20 protein-coding genes are annotated in these 23,035 nt (G+C 68.9%); 9 read left to right on the top strand and 11 right to left on the bottom strand.

Annotated features, from left to right (window positions below):
- Positions 1-111: 111 nt before the first annotated feature.
- Positions 112-585 (bottom strand): Lrp/AsnC family transcriptional regulator, encoded by a 474-nt coding sequence (locus DL991_RS08440; RefSeq protein WP_034305441.1) that lies wholly within the window; start codon positions 583-585, stop codon positions 112-114.
- 122 nt (positions 586-707) lie between these two features.
- On the opposite strand from DL991_RS08440, the gene hppD reads away from it, so the two are divergent.
- The 8 genes from hppD (at position 708) to DL991_RS08400 (ending at position 10,350) form a co-directional block, all read left to right on the top strand.
- Positions 708-1,907, top strand: a complete 1,200-nt coding sequence (gene hppD, locus DL991_RS08435; RefSeq protein ID WP_125782657.1) for a 4-hydroxyphenylpyruvate dioxygenase — start codon at positions 708-710, stop codon at positions 1,905-1,907.
- A gap of 253 nt (positions 1,908-2,160) precedes the next feature.
- Positions 2,161-2,718 (top strand): YbaB/EbfC family nucleoid-associated protein, encoded by a 558-nt coding sequence (locus DL991_RS08430; protein WP_125782655.1) that lies wholly within the window; start codon positions 2,161-2,163, stop codon positions 2,716-2,718.
- Between the two features lie 32 nt (positions 2,719-2,750).
- Complete coding sequence (locus DL991_RS08425) at positions 2,751-3,065, top strand: type VII secretion target (protein ID WP_125782653.1); 315 nt, start codon at positions 2,751-2,753, stop codon at positions 3,063-3,065.
- Positions 3,065-8,191: a hypothetical protein gene (locus DL991_RS43225; RefSeq protein ID WP_233598721.1), complete on the top strand. Its 5,127-nt coding sequence runs from the start codon at positions 3,065-3,067 to the stop codon at positions 8,189-8,191. The genes DL991_RS08425 and DL991_RS43225 overlap by 1 nt, the downstream gene beginning before the upstream one ends.
- Positions 8,175-8,621: a hypothetical protein gene (locus DL991_RS08415; RefSeq protein WP_125782651.1), complete on the top strand. Its 447-nt coding sequence runs from the start codon at positions 8,175-8,177 to the stop codon at positions 8,619-8,621. The genes DL991_RS43225 and DL991_RS08415 overlap by 17 nt, the downstream gene beginning before the upstream one ends.
- Complete coding sequence (locus DL991_RS08410; protein ID WP_125782649.1) at positions 8,621-9,064, top strand: hypothetical protein; 444 nt, start codon at positions 8,621-8,623, stop codon at positions 9,062-9,064. Before DL991_RS08415 ends, DL991_RS08410 begins: the two co-directional genes overlap by 1 nt.
- A gap of 20 nt (positions 9,065-9,084) precedes the next feature.
- A complete protein-coding gene (locus tag DL991_RS08405; RefSeq protein WP_125782647.1) occupies positions 9,085-9,951 on the top strand; it encodes a ferredoxin in 867 nt (288 codons plus the stop codon).
- A 120-nt stretch (positions 9,952-10,071) separates the two neighbouring features.
- On the top strand, positions 10,072-10,350 hold the full coding sequence (locus DL991_RS08400; RefSeq protein WP_125782645.1) for a hypothetical protein: 279 nt from the start codon (positions 10,072-10,074) through the stop codon (positions 10,348-10,350).
- 130 nt (positions 10,351-10,480) lie between these two features.
- Here DL991_RS08400 and DL991_RS08395 read toward each other — a convergent pair whose 3' ends face one another.
- From DL991_RS08395 to DL991_RS08375, 5 genes are all read right to left on the bottom strand, one after another.
- Positions 10,481-11,638, bottom strand: a complete 1,158-nt coding sequence (locus tag DL991_RS08395) for a cystathionine gamma-synthase (protein ID WP_125782643.1) — start codon at positions 11,636-11,638, stop codon at positions 10,481-10,483.
- A gap of 51 nt (positions 11,639-11,689) precedes the next feature.
- A complete protein-coding gene (locus tag DL991_RS08390) occupies positions 11,690-12,280 on the bottom strand; it encodes a hypothetical protein (RefSeq protein WP_125782641.1) in 591 nt (196 codons plus the stop codon).
- 46 nt (positions 12,281-12,326) lie between these two features.
- Positions 12,327-12,887 carry a hypothetical protein gene (locus DL991_RS08385; protein ID WP_125782639.1) on the bottom strand — a complete coding sequence of 187 codons (561 nt, stop codon included), beginning with the start codon at positions 12,885-12,887 and terminating at the stop codon, positions 12,327-12,329.
- Positions 12,888-13,030: 143 nt separating this feature from the next.
- A complete protein-coding gene (locus DL991_RS08380) occupies positions 13,031-14,488 on the bottom strand; it encodes a hypothetical protein (protein WP_125782637.1) in 1,458 nt (485 codons plus the stop codon).
- A 233-nt stretch (positions 14,489-14,721) separates the two neighbouring features.
- Positions 14,722-16,092, bottom strand: a complete 1,371-nt coding sequence (locus tag DL991_RS08375; protein ID WP_125782635.1) for a cystathionine beta-synthase — start codon at positions 16,090-16,092, stop codon at positions 14,722-14,724.
- 205 nt (positions 16,093-16,297) lie between these two features.
- Between DL991_RS08375 and DL991_RS08370 the strand changes: the two genes are divergently transcribed.
- Positions 16,298-17,518, top strand: coding sequence for an acetyl-CoA C-acetyltransferase (locus DL991_RS08370; protein WP_125782633.1), 1,221 nt, complete (start codon positions 16,298-16,300; stop codon positions 17,516-17,518).
- 115 nt (positions 17,519-17,633) lie between these two features.
- Here DL991_RS08370 and DL991_RS08365 read toward each other — a convergent pair whose 3' ends face one another.
- From DL991_RS08365 to DL991_RS08345, 5 genes are all read right to left on the bottom strand, one after another.
- Positions 17,634-19,166 (bottom strand): DHA2 family efflux MFS transporter permease subunit, encoded by a 1,533-nt coding sequence (locus DL991_RS08365; RefSeq protein WP_125782631.1) that lies wholly within the window; start codon positions 19,164-19,166, stop codon positions 17,634-17,636.
- A gap of 224 nt (positions 19,167-19,390) precedes the next feature.
- Positions 19,391-20,659 (bottom strand): YeeE/YedE family protein, encoded by a 1,269-nt coding sequence (locus tag DL991_RS08360; protein ID WP_125782629.1) that lies wholly within the window; start codon positions 20,657-20,659, stop codon positions 19,391-19,393.
- A gap of 212 nt (positions 20,660-20,871) precedes the next feature.
- The gene (locus DL991_RS08355; RefSeq protein ID WP_233598720.1) at positions 20,872-21,453 is read right to left on the bottom strand and encodes a hypothetical protein; all 582 of its coding nucleotides are present in this window, start codon (positions 21,451-21,453) and stop codon (positions 20,872-20,874) included.
- Between the two features lie 111 nt (positions 21,454-21,564).
- Positions 21,565-22,077, bottom strand: coding sequence for a hypothetical protein (locus tag DL991_RS08350; protein ID WP_125782627.1), 513 nt, complete (start codon positions 22,075-22,077; stop codon positions 21,565-21,567).
- 74 nt (positions 22,078-22,151) lie between these two features.
- Complete coding sequence (locus DL991_RS08345) at positions 22,152-22,991, bottom strand: Bax inhibitor-1/YccA family protein (RefSeq protein WP_125782625.1); 840 nt, start codon at positions 22,989-22,991, stop codon at positions 22,152-22,154.
- Between the last annotated feature and the right edge of the window lie 44 nt (positions 22,992-23,035).

Here is a 23,035-nt window from a genome sequence, read left to right as displayed (position 1 = left end):
TGGCGGTGCGGGCGGATCGGCCTCGTACCGGGTCGTACTCGGCCGCATCCGCCCGTGCCGTCAGGGACCGCCTGGGCGCGAAGACCGCGAACATGACTTGCAGGACAGCGCCTAGCTCCGCGCCAGCCGTTCCAGCAGCGGCCGTACGCGCGGCGGAACCGGCGTCGACAACGCGATCGACGTCGACGTCCGCCGCACGTACGGCGCGCCGACCACCTCGTCCACCACCCGCTGCAGGTCGTCGTTGTTGCGCGCCACCATCCGCACGAAGAGGTCGCCCTGACCGGTCGTCGCGTAGACCTCGCACACCTCGTCGATCGCGGACAGCGCCTCCGCGACCTCGGCCCGGCGGCCCTGCGCGATCTCCAGGACGGCGAACGCGGTGAGGCCGTATCCCATCGCCGCGAGGTCGAGTTCGGGCGGGAACCCGCCGAGGATCCCGCGTTCGGTCAGCCGGTCCAGCCGGGCCTGCACCGTGCCCCGCGCGACGCCGAGACGGCGGGCGCATTCGAGCACCCCGAGCCGGGGCGAATCGGTGAGCAACAGCAGCAGCCGCGCGTCCAGCGCGTCGAGTGCTTCCGACATCGGGCCTACTTCCTACACAGGTTGTCCACTTTGACCGCGCTCTCGCAGCCATCACTGGTCATAGTGCACAGCGAAATCTTTGACCATTGCGCATTTTGTCACGCGCTCGGATCCTTCATGGCATGACGCACACAGTGGAACCCCAGGGTGCTCTTGACGACGTGAGCTACGACCAGCTGCGTCAGCTCGTCGGCCTCGTCGACCACGACTCTTCGACCGACCCCTTCCCGGTGAAGTCGATGGACGCGGTGGTGTTCATCGCGGGCAACGCCACGCAGACCGCGTGGTTCTACCAGGTCGCGTTCGGCATGCGGCTCGTCGCGTACTCCGGCCCCGAGACCGGGAACTTCGAGCGCAAGTCGTTCGTGCTGAAGTCCGGTTCGGCGCGCTTCGTGATCACCGGCGGCGTCAAGCCCGACTCCCCGCTGCTCGACCACCACCGCCGCCACGGCGACGGCGTGATCGACCTCGCGCTCGAGGTCGCCGACGTCGACCGGTGCATCGAGCACGCCCGCTCGCAGGGCGCCACCGTCCTCGAAGAGCCGCACGACGTCTCCGACGAGCACGGCACCGTGCGCGTCGCCGCGATCGCGACCTATGGCGAGACCCGCCACACGCTGGTCGACCGGTCGAAGTACACCGGCGTGTACCTGCCCGGTTACGAGCCGCGCGAGAGCAGCGTCGTCCGCCCCGAAGGCGCGCCGAAGCGGCTGTTCCAGGCCGTCGACCACTGCGTCGGCAACGTCGAACTCGGCAAGATGGACTACTGGGTCGACTGGTACCACCGCGTCATGGGCTTCGTGAACATGGCGGAGTTCGTCGGCGACGACATCGCGACCGAGTACTCGGCGCTGATGAGCAAGGTGGTCTCCAACGGCAACCACCGCGTCAAGTTCCCGCTCAACGAGCCGGCGATCGCGAAGAAGAAGTCGCAGATCGACGAGTACCTCGAGTTCTACGGCGGCGCCGGCTGCCAGCACATCGCGCTGGCCACCAACGACATCGTCGCGACGGTGAAGGCGATGCGCGCGGCGGGCGTCGAGTTCCTCGACACCCCGGACTCCTACTACGACGACCCGGAGCTGCGCGCCCGGATCGGCGAGGTCCGGGTGCCGATCGAGAAGCTCAAGGAGCACCGCATCCTGGTCGACCGCGACGAGGACGGCTACCTGCTGCAGATCTTCACCAAGCCGATCGGCGACCGCCCGACGGTGTTCTACGAGCTCATCGAGCGGCACGGTTCGCTCGGTTTCGGCAAGGGCAACTTCAAGGCCCTGTTCGAGGCCATCGAGCGTGAGCAGGAGCGCCGAGGCAATCTCTAACGGCGAGGCGCCATCGGCGCAGCGCCGCGGCAACCTCTGACCCCGGCAGTTCGCAGGGCGTGAAAGGGCTCTTCATCGCACTTTGTGCGGTGAAGGGCCCTTTCGCTGCGTGACGGGGCCGACTTTGTCGTCCCGGAGTGGTACACCGGATGAGCACTAGGCTGTTCGACGAAACTTTGCGCACACCGGAACCGGTGGCGTCTTCGGACCGTCAGTGTGAAGACGTCAGCATGCAGCTTTTGGAAGGGTCCCGATGCCGGACAACGTCGACGCCAGCGAACGAATGGTGGACAACTGGACGAAGCAGATCCAGGAGACCGCCGCGCGCTATCAGGCGATGGCCGCCCGCATGCAGGGCCAGACCGTGACGGAGCGGTCGAAGGACAACACCATCGAGGTCACGATCGACTCGAAGGGCCTGCTCACGAACCTCGTCATCGCCGAAGCCGCGAGCGGCAAACGGATGGCGGAGGTCTCGTCTCAGGTCATGCGCCTCGTCCAGCTCGCGCAGTCCCGCATCCCGGAACTGCTGCAGGCGGCGATGGCCGAGACCGTCGGAACCACCGACGAGACCGCGAGCCGGGTGATCGCGGAAGCGCAGAGCACCTTCCCGGAGGCTCCTCCGGAGGACGACACCGCCCCGCCCGAGCCCGAGCGGCACCACCGCTTCGGCCCGGAAGAGGAAGAGCCCCCGCCGCCGCCCTCGCAGGCGAATCCGCCCCAGAATCCACCTCAGCCGAAACCGATCCCGCGCCGCCGCCGCACGCAGGACGACGATGACGACGAATTCGGCGGCAGCATCCTTTCGTAGACGTTCATCCGGCCTGGTAGAGGGGAGAAACCATGGCAGGCAAGGGTTATGAGCTCGGTGCCGACCTCGACGCGCACGCCAAGCAGATCGACGGCATCGCCGACGGGCTGCGCACGGCGGTCGACGCCGCGCAACAGGTGAGCATGCCGACGGACGCGTACGGGATCATCTGCCAGCCGTTCCGGATGATGCTCGACCCGGTCGAGGAGTTCGGCATCAACGCGCTGAACAAGGCCGTCGAGGCCGCGACGACGGTGGCGAACAACGTGCGGTCCGCTTCCAACGCCTACCAGACGCAGGACGAAAACTTCGCCGCCGAGTTCAAGAACGCGCAGGTGCCTGACTGATGCCCGAGGGAAACCCGCTCGTCGCGAAGGCGCCGACGGATGGCGACGGTCCCGGACCGCTGACGGCCGGGAACAGCGAGTACGGCTACGCGGCGGGCATCGGTGTCGCCGAGTCGGCCATGGACGCCTTCAACGGCATCTCGAACGGTGACTGGATCGGCGGCGGGCTCGGCGTCCTGAGCCTCGCGGGCGAGATCGCCAGCGCCGCGATCGACCCGTTCGGCTACCTGATGTCGTCGGTGGCGTCGTTCCTGATGGAACACATGCAGCCGCTGAAGGACATGCTGGACGCCGTGGCGGGCGATCCGCCGGTCATCCAGTCGTATTCGGAGACCTGGGGCAACGTCGCCAAGAAGCTGGAAGACACCCAGGTCGAGTTCTCGAACGCGGTCAAGAACGGGACTTCGGGCTGGACCGGCGACGCGGCCGACCAGTACCGCAAGCAGGCCGCGGAACAGGCGGAGGCGATCAGCGGCGCGGCGACGGTCGCGGGCGCGATCAGCACCGTGGTGATGATCTTCGGCGAGATCGTCGCGTTCGTCCGCGAATTCATCCGCCAGCTCATCGCGGACGCGGTCGGCAAACTCATCGCGTGGGTCTTGGAGACGGTGTTCTCCCTCGGCTTCGGCACGCCCGTGGTGGTCGCGCAGGCCGTCACCGCCATCGCCGGGTGGGCCGCGAAGATCGCCGACAAGCTCAAGGAACTCTGCGACGCCATGCGGCGGGTCTCGCCGCTGCTGGGCAAGCTGGCAGACGTCTTCGAGAAGATCATCAAGATCTTCGGCAAGATCGCGGGCAAGGTCACCGGCCTGGACGTGATCAACACCAGGAACATCAAGCCGGGCGGCTTCGTCCAGCGCGGCGGCAGCGGTGGTGGGTCCGGCGGATCCGGCGGTGGCACGGGCTCCGGCGACGGCCCGGACGGCGATGGATCCGGCAGCGGCTCCGGCGACGGCTCCAACGGTTCGGGCGACGGCTCCAACGGTTCGAACGGCTCCAACGGTTCGAACGGCTCCGACGGTGACTCCGGTTCTTCCGGCGACTCCGGTTCTTCCGGCGACTCCGGTTCTTCCGGCGACTCCGGTTCTTCCGGCGACTCCGGTTCTTCCGGCGACTCCGGTTCTTCCGGCGACTCCGGTTCTTCCGGCGACTCCGGTTCTTCCGGCGACTCCGGTTCTTCCGGCGACTCCGGTTCTTCCGGCGACTCCGGTTCTTCCGGCGACTCCGGTTCTTCCGGCGACTCCGGTTCTTCCGGCGACTCCGGTTCTTCCGGCGACTCGGGTCGCTCTGGTGATTCCGGCGGCGACAGCCCGTCGAACACCACGCGAGCCGGCGACGGCGGCGGTTCACCGTCCACAAGGGACGGTGGCGGCTCCTCCCGCTCGGACGGCGGCTCTCCCGGCCGCGCGGGCGATGGACCGTCCACTTCGGACGGCAACTCCGGCGGCACGCCGGACGGGGGCTCTCCCAACGCCGCCCGCTCCGACAACGGATCTCCCGGCGATTCCGGCACCCCGAACCGCACACCCGACAACGGCTCCCCGAGCCGTGCGGACACCGGCGGTTCGCCGAGCAACACACCCGACGCCACTCCTCACACCCGCGCCGACAGTGGCGGCTCACCGAGCAACACACCCGCGCCCCACACCCGCACGGACACCGGCGGCTCGCCAAGCAACACACCCGACGCCACTCCTCACACCCGCGCCGACAGCGGCGGCTCACCGAGCAACACGCCGGACAGCGGCTCCCCCGCACCCCACACGCGCGCGGACAGCGGCGGCTCACCCAGCCACACACCCGACGCGCCGAACACCCGCGCCGACACCGGCGGCACCCCCAGCCACACCGGCGACGGCGGCGGCTCGCCCCGGACGCACGGCGGCGAGGGCGGCGGTTCACCCACGCCTCGTTCCGATCCGTCGCCCGGCCAGCACGGCGGCGGTAACGCCGGTGACGGCGGCAGTCCCACCCGGCCGACCGACAGCGGCACGACGACCAGCGGTACCGCGCCCACGGCACCACGTCTCGGCGACGCAGGCCCGTCACACGTGCCTTCGCAGCGTGGCGGTACCGGTGGCGACGGTTCGCCCGGTGTCCCGCCGCAGGGTCAGCCGATGGCAGGCGGCATGCCGCCCCAAGGCGCGCCGGGTGGCGCTCCCGGCGGCACCCCGGGCTCGCCCGGCGGCAGGCCGCAGGGTGGCGGCTGGACGGGCACGCCCGGTTCGCCGCGCACCCCGGACACGCACGCCCCGCGCACTCCCGACACCCACACCGGCCCCAGCCGCGGTCCGGGCCAGACCGGCCCCGGCGGACGGCCGAACCAGCCGCAGCCCGTCGCCCGTGGCAACGACTTCGGCCCCGGCGCCCAGCCGCACACCGGCACGCCCGGAACGCACGGCCCCGGCACCCGGCCCGGAGGCACCGGTCCCGGCAACACCGGACCGGGCGGCCGCGGCCCCGGCGGCCATTCCGGGCCGCCGCATTCGCCGGACGGTCACGGCCCCGACGGGCACGGCCCGCGCCAGGACCCGAACGGCCACCCCGACGGTTCACCGCACGACCGCGGCCCCGACGCCGAACCGGATCGTCCGCTGACGCCCGACGAGGTCAACCAGCGGCATTCCGAAGGCACCCCCGCGGGTAGCTCCTACCACCGCGGGGATCCCGACATGGGCGACCTCCCGCACCGGGTCCAGCCGGATCCGGACGGCCGCTACACGGTCGACGTCCACGTCACCCCGGACGGGCACGCCCGGATCGGCAACCGCACCTACACCCCGGAAGAGTTCGCGGACATCCTGCGGCGCAACGGGGACTACGACGGCCGCCCGATCCGGCTGATCGGCTGCGACGCCGGCTCGAACGACTTCGCGCGCCGTCTGTCGCGCGAACTCGACACCGAGGTGATGGCGCCGAGCAAGCCGGCGTGGACCGACTCGAACGGGCGCGTCTTCTCGTCCGACTACGAGATCGGCCCCGACGGCCGCACCCGGCCCCGGATCCCGCCGAACGGTGAATGGGACGTCCACAGCCCCGACGGCACCGCCCGCCGGGCGAGCGACGACGGCTTCACCCCGGACACCTCGCACGCGGACAAGCAGGACGTGGACGCCGACAGCGCCCGCGATCGCGGTCAGGGCGACGATCTCAACCCCCAGCACCAGATCGAAGGACGCTGGGACGAGCCCGATTTCACGCCGCCCGCCCGTCCCGTCCAGCTACGCGACGATCAGTCGTTCTTCGACCCGACGACGCCTCCGCGCAGGCTCGACCCGGACACGCGGTACGACGTCACCGACGCGGACGGCAACGTGCGCAGCCGGGTCTACACCGACGCGAACCGCAACGTGACGCACGTCGACGCCGTCGCGCCGAACAGGCTGCACGGCCCCGGTAACCCGGAGATCATGCGCCCGGCGCCGAACTCCGACTACCGCGTGCAGGTCGGTCATCGGCACGACACCTTCCCGACCGACGCGGACGGCAATGTCCGGACGGTGACGCACACCGATGTGAAGACCCCGCAAGGCACCCGGGACGTCACGAGGATCGGTGACATCGAGTCCCCGCCGAAGCCCCGTGACCAGGTGCGGATCGAGGCGGACGACCCGCGGGCGCCGGGTGCGGACGACGCGTTCAGCCACCGGACCGATCTGGACGCGAACACCCGCTACCACGTCACGGACGCGGACGGGAACTCCCGCGGCAGTTTCCAGACCGACGAGCACGGCAAGGTCAAGTGGGTCGACACCCACGAGGGAGCGAACAACCCGGAGCTGCGGGATCCGCTGCCCGACAGCAACTACCGGGTCGACCGCGGCCCGCTCCACCAGGAGTACCACGTCGGACCCGACGGGCGGCCGGAACACGGCCAGGGCTACCACCCGCCGCAGCCGACGGGGACCCCTGTCGATCACCCGAACGCGGTCAAGCAGGACGAGGCGTTCAACCGCCAGCACACCGACGAAAACGGGAACCCCAGGCTCGACGAGAACGACAGGCCGACGCTGGCGCCGAACAGCGTGCACCGGCCGACCGACGAGTTCGGCCACCCGCGGGGCGAGTTCCACACCGACGGGACCGGGCACATCAGCCACGTCGACACCACCAGCGGCCAGCGAGCCAGGACCAACCCGGAGGTCGCGGCCGCGCCGAAGGACGCGGACGTCACCCAGGACGGTCACTACGGAACCAGGAACGCCAAGAACGTCCAGGATTCGTGGCCCGCGCCCGACCGCGAAGTCACCTACTCGCACCAGGTTCCGCCCAAGAGCGAGAACGCGGTCGCCCACCAGAACAAGGACCCGCGCGGGTTCACCGACGGTGATCCGAGCTCGATGTCCGACGCCCAGCAAAAGGCGATCAGCGACAAGCTCGCGCACAAGGATCCGATCGCGGGCCGTGACGATCTGCCGCCCAACACCCGGATCCACGTGGTGGACAAGGACGGCCTGCCGTACGGGTCGTTCCAGACCGGGCCGGACGGCAAGATCACCCATATGCACACCGGGCAGCCGTTCAACGCGGATATGAACAACCCGCCGCCGAACGCGGTGGTCCGAGTCGACCACGGCCTGGAAATGCACGACGCCGACGGCAACCCGCTGGGCAGGCAGTCGCCCGGCGAAGTCCACCGGACGGACGCGCGAGGCAACACCGTGGTGACGTCGGCTCCCCCGGACCCGGGTGGCTCCAGCAACATCCGGCGTGACGGCTCGGCGCAGAGCCAGGTCGGCGGTATGGGCGGCAAGGACGCGTCCGGGAAGAACATCGACGACGGCGGCCACCACCGCGGCACGTCCGTCGGCGGCTCCGGCGAGGCGATCAACCAAGGCTCGCAAGGCCGTGTGGACAACAGCAACGCGGGCGCCAAGGAGCTCAAGGAGACCTACGACCCGGACGACAGCTGGTACCGGATGGAGCGGGATCGGGACGACACCGGCCTCGCGGGTAGGTTGGAGAACGAGGACACGTTCGAACTTCGGGATGCCGGTATCGACGACGCGCACACCCGCCAATACCGGGCTTACGGCCCGGACACCGAAGGCCGGATCTCGGTAATCGTCAGGAGTTTCCCCAATGACCACAACAACCCACTCTGGCCCGATGACTTCCGGGGGTGAGAGTCACGAGGACCTGATCCAGCAGATCGGCATCGCGCTGCTGAACCTCGTTCCGGAGGAAGGCTGGCGGCGCATCGACCTGGTCAGCTCGATGACCGTGCCCGTACAGGATCTCGGCCTGACCGTGATCATGGACGACGGCTCCCGTCCGGAGATCGCGCCGCCCACCGAGCTCAACGTGATCCTCGCGAAGCTGCGCACGCTGCTGTACGAGCCCGGCCGCGGAACCTGGTTCTCGGCACGCATTTCGCTGAATCCGCCGGGGCAGATCTTCTTCAACTACAACAACGACTACGAACCGGTCCTCACGCCGCCGATGGAACCGGGACACTACGTCGAAGACCTGAAGAAGTTCCCCAGGGATCCCGAGCACATCCCGGGCTGGCTCGACGCGAAGCTCGCGGCGGCGGAAGAGAAGGAGCAGAACTGATGCCGATGCCCGTTGTGCCCACGAGCGCGGCACAGGCGAACGAGCTGTTCAAGGACTTCACCACTTGGATGGTGCACTCCGTACCCGCGGACTGGGAGCAGCTGTTCATCATCTTCCGTTCCGTCGGTGACTACTACGAAATCTCCGCGCAGGTCCTGACCGTGATGGGCACCGGCACCCCGTGGACACCGCCTGAGGGCGTCGCGGACTTCTTCGTGGAACTGCGCGACAGCATGGCGAAGCCGGGCGAAGGCGCGTGGAGTTCGATCCGCTATCACCTCGTGCACCCTGGCGGGTACTCGGCCGAGTACAACTGGGACAACGAACCCGTTTGGGATCACGTCCCGCCCGCCGAGTTCTTCGCGCAGGAGCTGGAGCGCTACCCGCGGACCGGTGAGCGCGCGGAATGGCTTCAGCGACGTGCCGCCGGCCAGGCGGACTGACCATCGGTGAGCGAGGGCAGATGAGCCGACCACAACAACCGTTGAACCAGCAGCAGCAACAGCAGCTCGTCTGGCAGATCGGCCATGCCCTCGCGACGCCGCTGCCGCCCGGCTGGCAGCAGATGCGCGTCGAGTACCGGGCGGCGGGCAGGCATGTCGAGATCGACCTGCTCGTCACCGGTCAGGACGGTCTGCCGCGTCCGGTTCCGCCGAACCCGGAGGCCGCGCGACTGCTCGCGAACCTGCGGTCGGGGATGTACCAGCCCGGCCGAGGGACCTGGCTGAGCGCGATCCTGGTCTACGGTTCGGCGACCGTGCTCAGTACGGACTTCCTCGCGGATGTGGAGCCGCCGTGGCGGCAGGCGCCGCCATCGATCGGCTTCCAGGACGAGCTGCGCTTCTTCCCGCGAGCCGAACAGAACATCCCGGCGTGGCTGCGGCAGCGAGCAGGGCTCGACGCCGCGCCGCAGGCCGAGCCGCCGGTGGCCACTCCGCCCGCGCAAGCGCCGGAAGACTTGAAGTCGCCGCGGGTCTACGACGGGCTCGACGAGTCCGGTCGTCCGGTGGTGAACCGCGAGCCGTTGCCCCCCGCCGAACGGGATCGTGTGCTGGAGTACCTCGACGGCGCCCCGGTCGTACTGGCGTCGCGGACTTACGAAGCCGATGCCTTCGATCCTGACAGGGAACCGTTGGTTCCCTTGAACTTCCGCACGGACGGCCGCTGGTACTGGCCGGGCGCGGTCGCCTACTACCTGCGCGAGCACGACATGGCGCCCGACCCCGAACTGCTCGGCCACATCCGGGCGTCGCGGTTCACCCTGCCCGAGGTCGGCGAGCCCGAACGCGAACTCGCGGTCGCCGCCATCACCGGTCAACCGTCCACTTAGGACTACATGTTTCGCGGGCGTCCGGACGGCCGGATGATGCCACCTGACGGATACGTCACGTGACAAGTTCACCGTCCGGGTACTCTTGACGATGGCGGCGAAGGCGACCAGGGAGCGCGCATGACACGGGGGAACATCGGCAGGGTCCGGGCGACCCGTTCCGCCGGGATGCTCCCGGTCGTGCTGGCCCTCACGTCGGCCGCGCTGCTGACCGGCGCCGCCGTCTACACGGTCGACCGCGCCGGTTGCGTGGACCCGGGCCAGTACATCCGGCACGACAACCACATCGAACTCGTCGGCGGCTGCATCGACGGTTCCGAGTTGCCTGCCGCACCTCAGGGCACTTCGCACGAGGCGGACGCGAAGAGCGGCATCGCACCCAGCAACTTCCGCCCGTAACCGGGCGCTTCCTCCCACCACACCGCGCTGACCAGCGCGAACGGAGCAAGGGACCTTTGCTGTCACTTAGTTAGCGTGGGTACGCTAACGATAGCAAGGGTCCCTTGCTATCGCCTGGGCTCGGCGGCGGTCAGCCCAGGGCCTTGGCCAGATCGTCGACCAGGTCGCTGCCGTCCTCGATGCCGACGGAGAGGCGCACCAGGTTGTCCGGCACCTCCAGGGTGGATCCGGCGGTGCTCGCATGCGTCATCCGGCCCGGGTGCTCGATGAGTGATTCGATCCCGCCCAGCGACTCGGCGAGGATGAACAGCTTCGTCTTCGCCGCGACGTCGAGCGCGGCCTGCTCGCCGTCGATGTGGGTGAACGAGATCATCCCGCCGAAACGCCGCATCTGCTTCGAAGCGACCTCGTGGCCGGGGTGCTCCGGCAGGCCCGGGTAGTAGACACGCTCGACCTTCGGGTGCTTCAGCAGCATCCGGGCGATCAGTTCGGCGTTGTCGCTGTGCCGCTCCATCCGCAGCGCGAGGGTCTTGATCCCGCGCAGGGTCAGCCACGCGTCGAACGGACCGGGCACCGCACCCGCCGCGTTGCGCAGGTAGAACAGCTGCTCGCGCAGTTCGTCCTCGTTCGTCAGGATCGCGCCGCCGACGACGTCGGAATGCCCGCCGAGGTACTTGGTCGTCGAGTGCAGGACGACGTCGGCACCCAGCGAAAGCGGGTTCTGCAGGTACGGCGTGGCGAAGGTGTTGTCGACGACCAGGCGGGCGCCGGCGCCGTGCGCGGCTTCGGCCAGCGCGGCGATGTCGGCGATCCCCAGCATCGGATTCGTCGGCGACTCGCACCAGATCAGCTTCGTCTCCGGCCGGATCGCGGCGCGGACCTCGGCGATGTTGCCGAGATCGGCGACCGTGTGCTCGACGCCCCACAGGCTGAGCACCTTGTCGATCAGCCGGAACGTGCCGCCGTACGCGTCGTTGCCGAGCACGAGGTGGTCACCGGGCCGCAGGGTCGCCCGCAGCAGGACGTCACTGGCCGCCATCCCCGACGCGTAGGCCAGACCGTGCCGGGCGCCTTCGAGCGCCGCGAGCGCGACCTCCAGCGCGGTGCGCGTGGGGTTCGCGGTGCGGGAGTACTCGTAGTCGCCTTCGCGTGTGCCGCCGACGCCGTCCTGCGCGTAAGTCGAGGTCTGATAGATCGGCACGATGACCGCGCCGGTCCGGGGATCAGGGGTCTGCCCGGCGTGGATCGCGCGCGTCTCGAAGCCCAGCAGAGAGTAATCGTCGGCCATACGGTCCAGGGTACGACCACCCGCTCGAGATCCCATGGTCTGGGACCGAATTCACCACTGCCCGGGTGGTGGTCCACCCTGCTGCCGCCCACCGGGAGCGGGCGGATAGCCGGGCTGCGGGGGCGGATAACCGAAGTTCGGCGGCGGCCCGGCGAGGGCGGGCTGCTTCTTGGCCGCCAGCCAGCGCGCCGTCGGCGGGACCAGCGCCAGCACCAAGGTCGCGATCGCCGGGATCAGCACCACGATGAGGAGCCAACCGGCACCGAAGCGCAGGGTCACTCCGCTGTACGAGAAGAAGAAATGCGAGCCGATCGCCCGCATCAGGAAGATCGACGCCACGAGAAGGATCGTGGCCCCGGCCCCGATCACGGTGAGCACTCGCCCGGCGCTCTTGCGCAGGAGCAGCAGGAGCCCGCCGCTCAAGAGCAAGGCCGCGGAGAGGAAGTCGAGCACCGCGCCGACCACGAGGAACGAAACCGTGAAATCGACGAGTTCGATGACGTGGAACGCGAGTCCGGCGAGAAACCAGAGCCCGCCGAGGATCGCGAGGATCCCGGCGATCATCCCGGTGGCGCCGCTCGGTTGCCGTGCCGTTCCCGGTGGCGGGTAGGCGCCCTGCGGTGGGTACTGCTGATAAGTCATTTCTCCCCCTGTCGAAATCCTCGCCTCATCCTGCCAGCCGGACGGCTCACCAACCGCCTTGCCGGGGAAACTGATTCTGCGGCCGATAGGGCTGGACCGGGGCAGGCCGACGGCGCAGGTACTTCCACGTCGGCGGAAGGATCGCCAGCAGCAGCGCCAGCAGGCCGAACACGATCATGGCCAGGCGGAGAACGCCGTCGAAGGTCGCGAACCGGAGCAGGATGTCGAGGTGGATCCGGTACGGCACGCGGAACGCGATCGGCTCCAGCGCGACGGCCACGATGGCGAGCAGTGAGCCGAGGATCAGCAGGACGGCGCCGATCACCGATCGGAAGAACGTCGTCAATGCGCCGACCAGCAGGAACAGCGCGGCGAGCAGGTAGAGCACCAGTTCGACGAGCGCGAAGCCGGGCAGGTTCGAGAGGCTGAAGCCCGACGGGAGTCCGATGAAGTAGCGGATCGGGATGAAACCGGACGCGAGAGCACCGAGGAGCCCGAGCACCGCGGCGATGATCGCCGTCGCGCCGGAGGGCCGCGCCTGCTGCGCGGGATAGCCGAAACCTGCCGGTCCGGGCTGCTGTGCGGGATATCCGTACGGACCGGTCACGTCGCTCCCGTCGGCAAGGGGTGAGTCAACGGCGCTCACCCTAGCCCCGCGGCCTTGGCCGCGGCAGGCGAATCCGGAAACGCGGGAAGCCCCCGGCCGACGGGCCGGGGGCTTCCTGAGCGAAACCGTTCAGCGGTGGCGAGTCACCACTGCTGCGGCGGCTGACCGGGCTGCTGGCCCGGCTGACCGAACCCGCCGCTGGGCGGGCCCTGCTGACCAGGCTGCTGCCCGAAACCGCCGGGCTGCTGCTGCTGCTGCTGCGGCTGGCCGAAGCCGCCCTGCGGCGACTGACCCGGCTGGCCGAAACCACCGCTGGGCGGACCCTGCTGGCCCGGCTGCTGCCCGAACCCACCAGGCTGCCCCTGCTGCGGGAAACCACCCGAAGGCGGACCGGCCTGGCCGGGCTGACCGTACTGACCGGGCTGACCGGGCTGACCGGGCTGACCGGGCTGACCGTATTGCCCCGGCTGCTGCTGGCCGAACTGACCAGGCTGGCCGGGCTGCCCCGGCTGGCCGAAGCCGCCCTGCGGCGGTCCGCCGAATCCGCCGGGCTGGCCGCTCTGCGGGGCACCGAGCACCGAACCGCCGCCACCGAGACCGACGAACTGCGCGGTCGCCGGGATCAGGCCCAGCACACCCACGATCAGGATCAGGATGCCGAAGATCAGGTGCGGCAGGCCGATCCCGATGCTGACCCCGCTCGGGACACCGTCGCCCGACGCGGTCGTGGCGCCGAGGAGCAGGATGCCGAAGAGAAGCAGCAGCGCGCCGCCCGCGGTGACCGCGATCGGCACGATCTTCTTGAGCGAGGCCGGGAGCTTGCCTGCCAGCGCGAGACCGGCGCCGGCCGCGGTCGCGACGATCGAAGCGACCAGCAGCAGGATCACGTAGAGCCAGACGGTGCCGGGCGAAGCCAGGCCGAACTGGTCGAGGGCCTTGTTGATGGCCTCTTCGCCCATCCTGGAGGCCTGACCGTCGACGCCTTCGGAGAAGTCGCTCGCGTCACCGAAGTAGACGAAGCTGAAGACGAGCGCGAGAAGACCGAGAAGGCCGACGAGGCCACCGGCGATGAACCCGAACAGCGGGTTCCCGCCGGCACCACCACCGGCAGCGGGGCTGTAGCCCTGCGGCGGTCCGCCGAAACCGGGCTGCTGGCCGAAGCCGCCCTGAGGCGGTCCGCCGAAGCCCTGCTGCGGCTGGCCGTAACCAGGCTGCTGCTGGCCCTGCGACGGGTCGAACCCGCCCTGCTGGGGCCCGCCGAAGCCCTGCTGCTGACCGAAACCGCCACCCTGGGCGCCGTAGGCACCGGCGGCCGGGTTGTCGGCCGCGCTCGGCGGCGGGGCATACGGGATGGCGGGCGGCTGCGAACCCGGCGGCACGAGCTGGGTGGACTCGGCGGTGGGGGATTCCCCGCCGCCGCTCACCGGCTGCACGACCTGGGTCGCGTTCGCGTCGCCGGAACCGGGCTGGACCGGCTGCACGACCTGTGTGGGCTCCGGCGTGTCGCCGAACCCTCCACCCTGGGACTGCTCATAGGAGGGCTGCTGCCCGTACTGCTGTTGCCCGTAGTCGGGCTGGGGCGGCTGGCCGGGCTGGACCACCTGAGTCGGTTCCGGGGAACCGAACGGGTTGTCTTGCTGCGGCTGGGGGCCACTCGGGGGTCCCTGCGGTGGCTGGGCGCCACCCCAAGGCTGATTCGGTGGCTGCGGAGCACTCATTTGGGTCTTGAACCCCCTTGACGAGGACATAGAAGTTCAACTCACCCGACACGCTATCGGATAGCCGGGTGGGCCGCTCGTAACGCCCCGGCCCGACCATCCGATGAAATGCCTCTTTACCGTCCCGCGAGAAAAGCGAGCAGGTCGTGCCGGGTGACGACCCCCGCCGGCTTGCCGTCGACCAGCACCAGCGCGCCGTCCGCGCCCGAGAGCGCGTTCATCGCCACGCTGACCTGTTCACCGGCGCCGATGGTCGGCAGCGGCGGCGACATGTGCTGCTCGAGCCGGTCGGCCAGCTGGGCCTTGCCGGTGAAGAGCGCTTCGAGCAGGTCGCGTTCGTTGACCGCGCCGACGACCTCGGCCGCCATGACCGGCGGTTCCGCGCTGACCACGGGCATCTGGCTGACGCCGAACTCCGAGAGGATCGCCACCGCTTCGGCGACGGTCTCGTTCGGGTGGCTGTGCACGAGGCTGGGCAGCGAGCCGCTCTTCTTCATCAGGACGTCGCCGACGGTGGCGCCGCTGGAGTCCGGCGGCAGGAAGCCGTAGGAGGACATCCAGTCGTCGTTGAACACCTTGGTGAGGTAACCGCGGCCGCCGTCGGGCAGGAGCACGACGACGACGTCGTCCGGGCCGAGGCCCTCGGCGAGCTTGAGCGCGGCGGCGACGGCCATCCCGCACGAGCCTCCGACGAGCAGTCCCTCTTCGAGCGCGAGGCGGCGGGTGATGTCGAAGGAGTTCGCGTCCGACACCGCGATGATCCGGTCGGCGATGTCCCGGTCGTAGGTGTCCGGCCAGAAGTCCTCACCGACGCCCTCGACGAGGTACGGCCGTCCGGTCCCGCCGGAGTACACCGAGCCTTCGGGGTCCGCGCCGATGACCTGGACGCGCCCGTCGCTGACCTCCTTGAGGTACTTGCCGGTGCCCGAGATCGTGCCGCCCGTGCCGACGCCCGCGACGAAGTGCGTGATCTTGCCTTCGGTCTGGCGCCAGAGCTCCGGGCCGGTCGAGTGGTAGTGGCTGGCGGGGTTCTCCGGGTTGGCGTACTGGTTCGGCTTCCAGGCGCCCTCGATCTCGCGGACGAGGCGATCGGAAACGTTGTAGTAGGAGTCCGGGTGCTCCGGCGCCACAGCGGTCGGGCAGACGACGACGCGGGCGCCGTAGGCCTTGAGCACGTTGCGTTTGTCCTCGCTGACCTTGTCCGGGCAGACGAACACGCACTTGTACCCCTTGCGCTGCGCCACCATGGCCAGCCCGACGCCGGTGTTGCCGGAGGTCGGCTCGACGATGGTGCCGCCGGGCTTCAGCGCGCCCGAACGCTCCGCGGCCTCGATCATCCGAAGCGCGATGCGGTCCTTGACACTGCCGCCGGGGTTGACGTACTCGACCTTGGCCAGGATGAGCGGTTGCAGCCCCTCGGCCAGTGCGTTCAGCTTGACCAGAGGGGTGTTGCCCACGAGGTCCACGATGTGCTCGACGTATTCCACCCCGACAGCCTAAACGCCGCAGGTCGTGCTGTGTCCACTCAACCGGGCGGGGTGAAGACCGCGGCCGAACAGCGCGGTCCAGCGGCGCAGGTTAAAAGAGTGGCGTGGATCGCGTTCGCCTTTGACCCGCGCCTCCCTCCGGTGAAGGATGCGAGGTGAGCAACCGCTTAGCGCGTCTGGATCGAGAACAAGGGAGTGTCGTTCCATGCCCGAAGCCGTCATCGTCTCCACCGCCCGATCCCCGATCGGCCGCGCCGGCAAGGGATCGCTGGTGAGCATCCGCCCGGACGACCTCACCGCGCAGATGGTCCGCGCCGCGCTCGACAAGATCCCCGAACTCGACCCGACGCAGATCGAAGACCTCATGCTGGGCTGTGGTCTCCCCGGCGGCGAGCAGGGCTTCAACATGGGCCGCGCGGTCGCCGTCGAACTCGGCTACGACCACCTTCCCGGCTGCACGATCACCCGGTACTGCTCCTCCAGCCTCCAGACCACCCGCATGGCGCTGCACGCGATCAAGGCAGGCGAAGGCGATGTGTTCATCTCCGCCGGCGTCGAGACCGTGTCCCGCTTCGCCAACGGCAGCTCGGACTCGTGGCCGAACACCCACAACCCGCTCTTCGCCGACGCCGAGGCCCGCACCGCACAGGTCGCGGCCGAAGGCGCCGACAGCTGGACCGACCCGCGCGAGAACGGCACCCTGCCCGACGTCTACATCGCGATGGGCCAGACCGCCGAAAACCTCGCGCGGCTGAAGAACGTCTCGCGTGAAGAGATGGACGAGTTCGGCGTCCGCTCGCAGAACCTCGCCGAGAAGGCCATCGCCGACGGCTTCTGGGCCAACGACATCACCCCGGTCACCCTGCCGGACGGCACCGTGGTCTCGAAGGACGACGGCCCGCGCGCCGGCGTCACCCTCGAAGGCGTCTCCGGCCTCAAGCCGGTCTTCCGCCCCGACGGCCGGATCACCGCGGGCAACTGCTGCGCGCTCAACGACGGCGCCGCCGCCGTGATCATCATGTCCGACACCAAGGCGAAGGAACTGGGTCTGACGCCGCTGGCCCGCGTCGTCTCCACCGGTGTTTCCGGGCTGTCGCCGGAGATCATGGGCTACGGCCCGGTCGGGGCGTCGAAGCGGGCGCTCGCCCGCGCCGGGATGTCCATCGACGACATCGACCTCGTCGAGATCAACGAGGCCTTCGCCGCGCAGGTCATCCCGTCCTACAAGGACCTCGGGATCGACCTCGACAAGCTGAACGTCAACGGTGGCGCGATCGCCGTCGGCCACCCGTTCGGCATGACCGGCGCGCGGATCACCTCCACGCTGATCAACTCGCTGCGCCACCACGACAAGCAGTTCGGCCTCGAAACCATGTGCGTCGGCGGCGGCCAGGGCATGGCGATGGTCCTGGAGCGCCTCTCCTGACCCCCTGACCTGCGAAAAGGGAGCAAGGGACCTTTGCTACCGCTTGTCTCGACGTCGAGAGAAGCGAGAGCAAAGGTCCCTTGCTCCCTTTCGGGCCGGGCCTAGCGGGTCATGATCAGTGGGTCATGATCGGGGCCGCTGGGACCTCGCCGTCGGCCACGCCCTCGGGCAGCGCGGGCTTGGTCTTCGGCAGGAACGCCGCCGGGACAAGGCACAGCGCGAGCAGGATCAACGACCACAGGAACGTCGTCGAGAACGCGTCCGCGGTCAGCCCCGAAGCCGCTTCGTGCGTCGCCGGGTTCATCACCGCGGCCGTCGCGGCCAGCTGTCCCTGCGCGGTCGGCACGCCGAACTTCCCGGCGAGCAACGCCGCCAGGATGATCGACAGCACCGCCGCCCCGATCGCGCCCGCGGTCTGCTGCAGGATGTTCGTCGCCGTCGACGCCTTCGCCATGTCCTGCGGCTTGAGCGTCTGCAACGCGGCCGAGGTGATCGGCATCATCGTCGCGCCCATGCCGAGCCCCATCACGAACAGCGCCGAAAGCAGCAGCCAGTACGGCGTCGCCGCGGTGACCTGGGTGAAGGCGATCAGCCCGGCGAGCATCAGCACGAGACCGGGCAGCACGATCTTCCGCGCGCCGATCTTGTCCGCGAGCCTGCCCGCGATCGGCATGGTCAGCATCGCGCCGACCCCCTGCGGGGCGAGCAGCAGACCGGCGTTCATCGCCGATTCACCGCGTGCCAGCACGAAGTACGTGGGCAGCAACAGCATCGCGCCGAAGAACGCGACGCAGAAGAAGGTCATCGTCACCATGGCGACGGAGAACGACCGGTTCTTGAACAGCTTCAGATCGAGCAGCGGGTTCGTGACCCGGTTCGCCCGGAACACGAAAGCCACCAGCAGCGCGACCCCGGCCAGCGCGGGCAGCCAGACTTCCACCGCGCCGATCCCGCCTGCCGACGGGATGTTCGAAACACCGAAGATCAGCGCCGCCAGCCCCGGCGACACCATCAGCATGCCGAGGAAGTCGAAGCGCTCACTGGGCTCTGGCCGGTCCTTCGGCAGCACGCGCCAGGCCAGCACCATGGTGACGAGGCCGATCGGCACGTTGATGTAGAAGATCCAGCGCCAGCTCACCGCGTCGACCAGCCAGCCGCCAAGGATCGGGCCGCCGATCGGGCCGAGCAGCATCGGCACGCCGAGCACGCCCATCACGCGCCCGATCCGGTGCGGTCCCGCGGCCCTGGTCAGGATCGTCATGCCGGCGGGCATCAGCATGCCGCCGCCGAAGCCCTGCAGGACCCGGAAGATGATCAGCGATTCGACGTCCCAGGCCATGCCGGCGAGCATCGACCCGATCAGGAACAGCCCGATCGCGGTCATGTAGAGCCGCTTGGTGCCGAATCGGTCCGAGGCCCAGCCGGTGACCGGGATGACCGTCGCCAGCGCCAGCATGTAGCCGGTCGCGATCCACTGGATGGTGTCGAACGAGGTCTGGAACTCGATGGTCAGTTTCTGGAGCGCGACGTTGACGACCGTCGTGTCGAGGATCGCCATGATCGCGCCGAGGATGACGACGCCGGCGACCTTGAGCACGCCGGCGTCGAGTTTGTCGCCGCCCGGTGCGGCCGGGCTTTGCGTTGACATGAAAAGTCCGTCCCTGTTACTGAGTGGACGCGACGACCCCCGTGGTCGCGACTACGTAATCGACGCCCGGCACCAGGCCGAGCCTTCCCCAGTCGAGCTTGTGCCTTAATGCGCAAGCTCGGACATGTAGCCGAGCGTAGCCGAACACGGGTTTTACCTGCCAACTTTTTCCCCGTACGCGGGCCGAAAGGGCAGGCCCGCATACGGGTTGTCACGAAGAGTGATCAGCAGACGCTGTCCGTCGGAGCCGGGTTGCCCAGTCCGAACAGCGGTCGCAGCTTGAGCCCGATCCAGGTGCCGCCGAGCGCGAACACGCCCCACAGCCAGCCGTGCAGGCTGCCGACCGAGATACCGCCGAGGTAGGCGCCGATGTTGCAGCCGCCCGCCATCCGCGCGCCGACGCCCATCAGGATCCCGCCGAGCACCGCGGCGACGGCGGTCCGCCACGGGATCGAGCTGTGGATCTTCCACGCGCCCGCCGCCGCGGCCGCGACCCCCGCGCCGACCATGATGCCGATGTCGGTGAGGCTGTTCTTGTCCTTCCAGATCGGCCCGGCCAGCGAAGCCGCGTTCGCCTTGAGCCGCCAGAATTCCCAGGTCTCCGGGTGCAGGCCGAACACCTGAAGGATCTTGGCGCCCCACAGGCTGAACGCGCTCGTGACACCCCAGATCCCGCCGGAAACCAGGAAGACCGCGCCCGCCAGCACCCCGAGGACGACGGCGCCGACGAGGATCGGCCAGGAACCGCGGTAGATCCGGGCGAGACCGCGCGCGGTCGGGACGACGTCGACCGGCGGCGGGTTGCGGCGCTTCTGCACGAACCGCGTCCCCAGCACGATCGCGGCGAGGACGGCGACGGTGATCGCCCACGAACCGAACCAGCCGACGTGGTCGGCGAGCAGGACGCCCTTGAACTCGGGCCAGCCCGACAACAGCGGATACGCCCACGTGTAGAGGACGGAACCGGTGATGAAGCCGCCGAGGGTCAGGACGATCGTCGACTGGCCGGAACCGACCGCGAACAACGTTCCCGACGCGCAGGCGCCGCCCAGCTGCATGCCGATGGCGAAGATCGTCGCGCCGGCGAACAGCGCGAGTCCCAGCCCGCCCGCGGTCGGGTTCGGCGTGCTGCCGAAGAGGCCGGAACCGGTGCCCACGATCAGCGCGATCAACGTCGCGGCAGTACCGAGCAGCAGCGTGTGCGCCCGCAATCCCTGGCCGTTCCCGACCGCGATCAGCTGGCGCCAGGCCGAGGTGAAACCGAACCGGGAGTGGAACAGCGCGATGCCCAGCAGGAGGCCGAGGATAAGCAGGACCCCGAACTTCGCCCCGTGCGCCGCCCAGACGTACCAGGTCAGTCCGATCGCGAGGGCACCCGCGACCGCCAGCGGCACGATCTTGACCGGCTCCTCCGGTCGCGGGACCGGGGCGGCGCAGGAGGTCGGGAAGTCGAGGAGCTTCTTCTCACCGGCTTGGGTTTCTGTCGTCGCCACCAGGACTCCAGGTCGATCGGCGGGGTGGGGGACGAGCAACGTTAGGACCGGTGACCGCCCGGTCGCAGCCCGTCCCACACTGTGCGACGAATGGCGGCACGCGCGGAGCCGGATGGCGGCGGCGATACCAAAGGTCCCTTGCTCACCCGGAACGCGAGAAGGCCCCTTTCCCTCAGCCGAGCCGAGGGAAAGGGGCCTTCACGTGCTTGTGGTTACGGCGCCGTCTTGATGCAGATAGTGGTCGGCGGCGTCGAGTACACCGCCACTCGCGTCGCTTCGGTGCCCTCACAGGACGCCTGGTCCGCGGCGTTGGCGATCTTCACCAATTCCGCGTCCTTGGCGGGATCGGTGCAGGCCACCTTCTGATAGCCGGCGGTCTTCGACATGTAGCCCTTGAGACAGTCGCCCTGCTTGGCGTTGACGATCAGGCACAGCTTGTACGAGATCCGGCCGGACATCGAGATGCTGTCGTAGTCGCCCTCCGGGCAGGCCTCGTCGCCGCCCACGCGGGCGGCGATCTTGACGTTCGCCTCCTGCGCGCCGCAATCGGCCTTCTTAGGATCGTCGGCCGTCCGGGAGAACTCGGTCACGCTGAGGCATTCACCGGCCTGGGCGTTGCCCGTCCCGGTGAAGTGGTTGACCAGGAAGAGACCGCCGCCGATCACGACGACGAGCACCGGGATGGCGAAACGCAGCCAGCCGAGCTTGGATTTTTTGGGCGCTTCCGGCTGGCCGAAAGCGTCAGGCTGTCCCACCGGCATTTGGCCCCCAGGGGCCGGCTGGGAAGTGGTCACCGAGAAACCTCACAGTTGTGAAGAGGAATGAGAACCTCGGTATCCAACACTCATCGTGTTCAGCCCCGTGAAGCGGCCCCACGAACGGGTGAAAACCGCTGGCCGAGGCCGCTATTTCGTACTCTTCACACAGACCGTCGAAGGCGGGGTCGAGTAGCTCTTGAGATGCGTCGCTTCCGTGTCGTCACAGGTCGCGACACCGTCGACCACCTTCAGGACCTCCGCGTCCCGCGCGGGGTCCGAGCAGGGGACCTTCTGATACGCCACACTGTCGGCGAGGAAGTTCTCGAGGCAGTCGCCCTGCTTCGCGTTGAGGATCATGCAGAGCTTGTACGAAGCGAACGTCTTGTCGACGGTGAGCTGGTCGTACTCGCCCGCCGGGCACGCGCCGCCGGCGTCGGTCTTCGCCGCCGCCTTCGCGTTGGCCTCGGCCGAGCCGCAGTCCGCCTTGACCGGATCCTCGTCGATGTCTCCGAACGTGGTGACCGCGTAGCAGCCGCCCGCCTGGACGTCGTCCGTGTTGGAAAGATAACCGAGGATCCACGAAGACGCGCTGAGCACCACGATCGCGACCGGCACCAGGATGCCAACCCAAAACCATTTGGAACGCCTGTGTTCGGTCATGCCAGCAGGGTATTCGCCACCACGGAAAAGGGCGCCCCGATCGCTCGGGGCGCCCTTTCGCGAAGAGACTCCGGTCAGTCGTTTTGGAAGTACGACAGCAACCGCAGGATCTCGAGGTACAGCCAGACCAGCGTGGTCATCAGGCCGAAGGCGACGTACCAGGACCACTTCGAGGGCGTGCCTTCGCGGATCATCCGGTCGGCCTGGTCGAAGTCGAGCAGGAAGCTGAACGCCGCGACACCGATCACCACGAGGCTGAAGATGATCGCGATCGGACCGCCGTCACGCAGCGGGTTGAAACCGAAGAAGAGGCTGGTGACGAGGTTGACCAGCATCATGATCGCCACGCCGACCACGGCGCCGATGATCCACTTCGTCAACTTCGGGGTGACCTTGACGGCACCCGTCTTGTAGACGACCAGCATCGCGATGAAGACACCGGCGGTACCGACGATCGCCTGCAGCGCGATACCGGGGTACAGCGCTTCGAACAGACCGCTGATCGCACCGAGGAAGACACCCTCGACGGCCGAGTACGCCAGCGTGAGCGGGCCGCTCGGCATCTTCTTGAAGATGATCACCAGCGAGATCACGAGGCCGACGATCATCGAGCCGACGAGCGCGCCGATCACGGCACCGGGGATGCCCAGAATCTTGCCGGACGCCGACATCGGGATCTGGCTGATCGCCCAGATCGCGGTGAGCACACCGGTCACCAGCGCGGTGCCGAGGCTCAGCGCCGTCTTGATGACGACGTCGTCGACGGTCATCGGACGATCGCCGGCACCGGCGGAGGTCTGCGGAGGGCCGTAGCCGGGCACGCCGCCCTGGGGTTGGTTGAAGCCTACGTTGGGTCCGTACTCCGCCGCGCCACGCGGCAGGTTCCGGAACGCCGGGTTGCTACTGGATCGCACCTGATCCTCCTGGATCTACTGGCACCTGCATCGGGTTCAACGAC

The organism is Amycolatopsis sp. WAC 01375, from assembly GCF_003947325.1.
GTDB lineage: Bacteria > Actinomycetota > Actinomycetes > Mycobacteriales > Pseudonocardiaceae > Amycolatopsis.
Note: the sequence above shows the minus strand (reverse complement) of the source record. Positions and strands in the feature narration are given on the sequence as shown.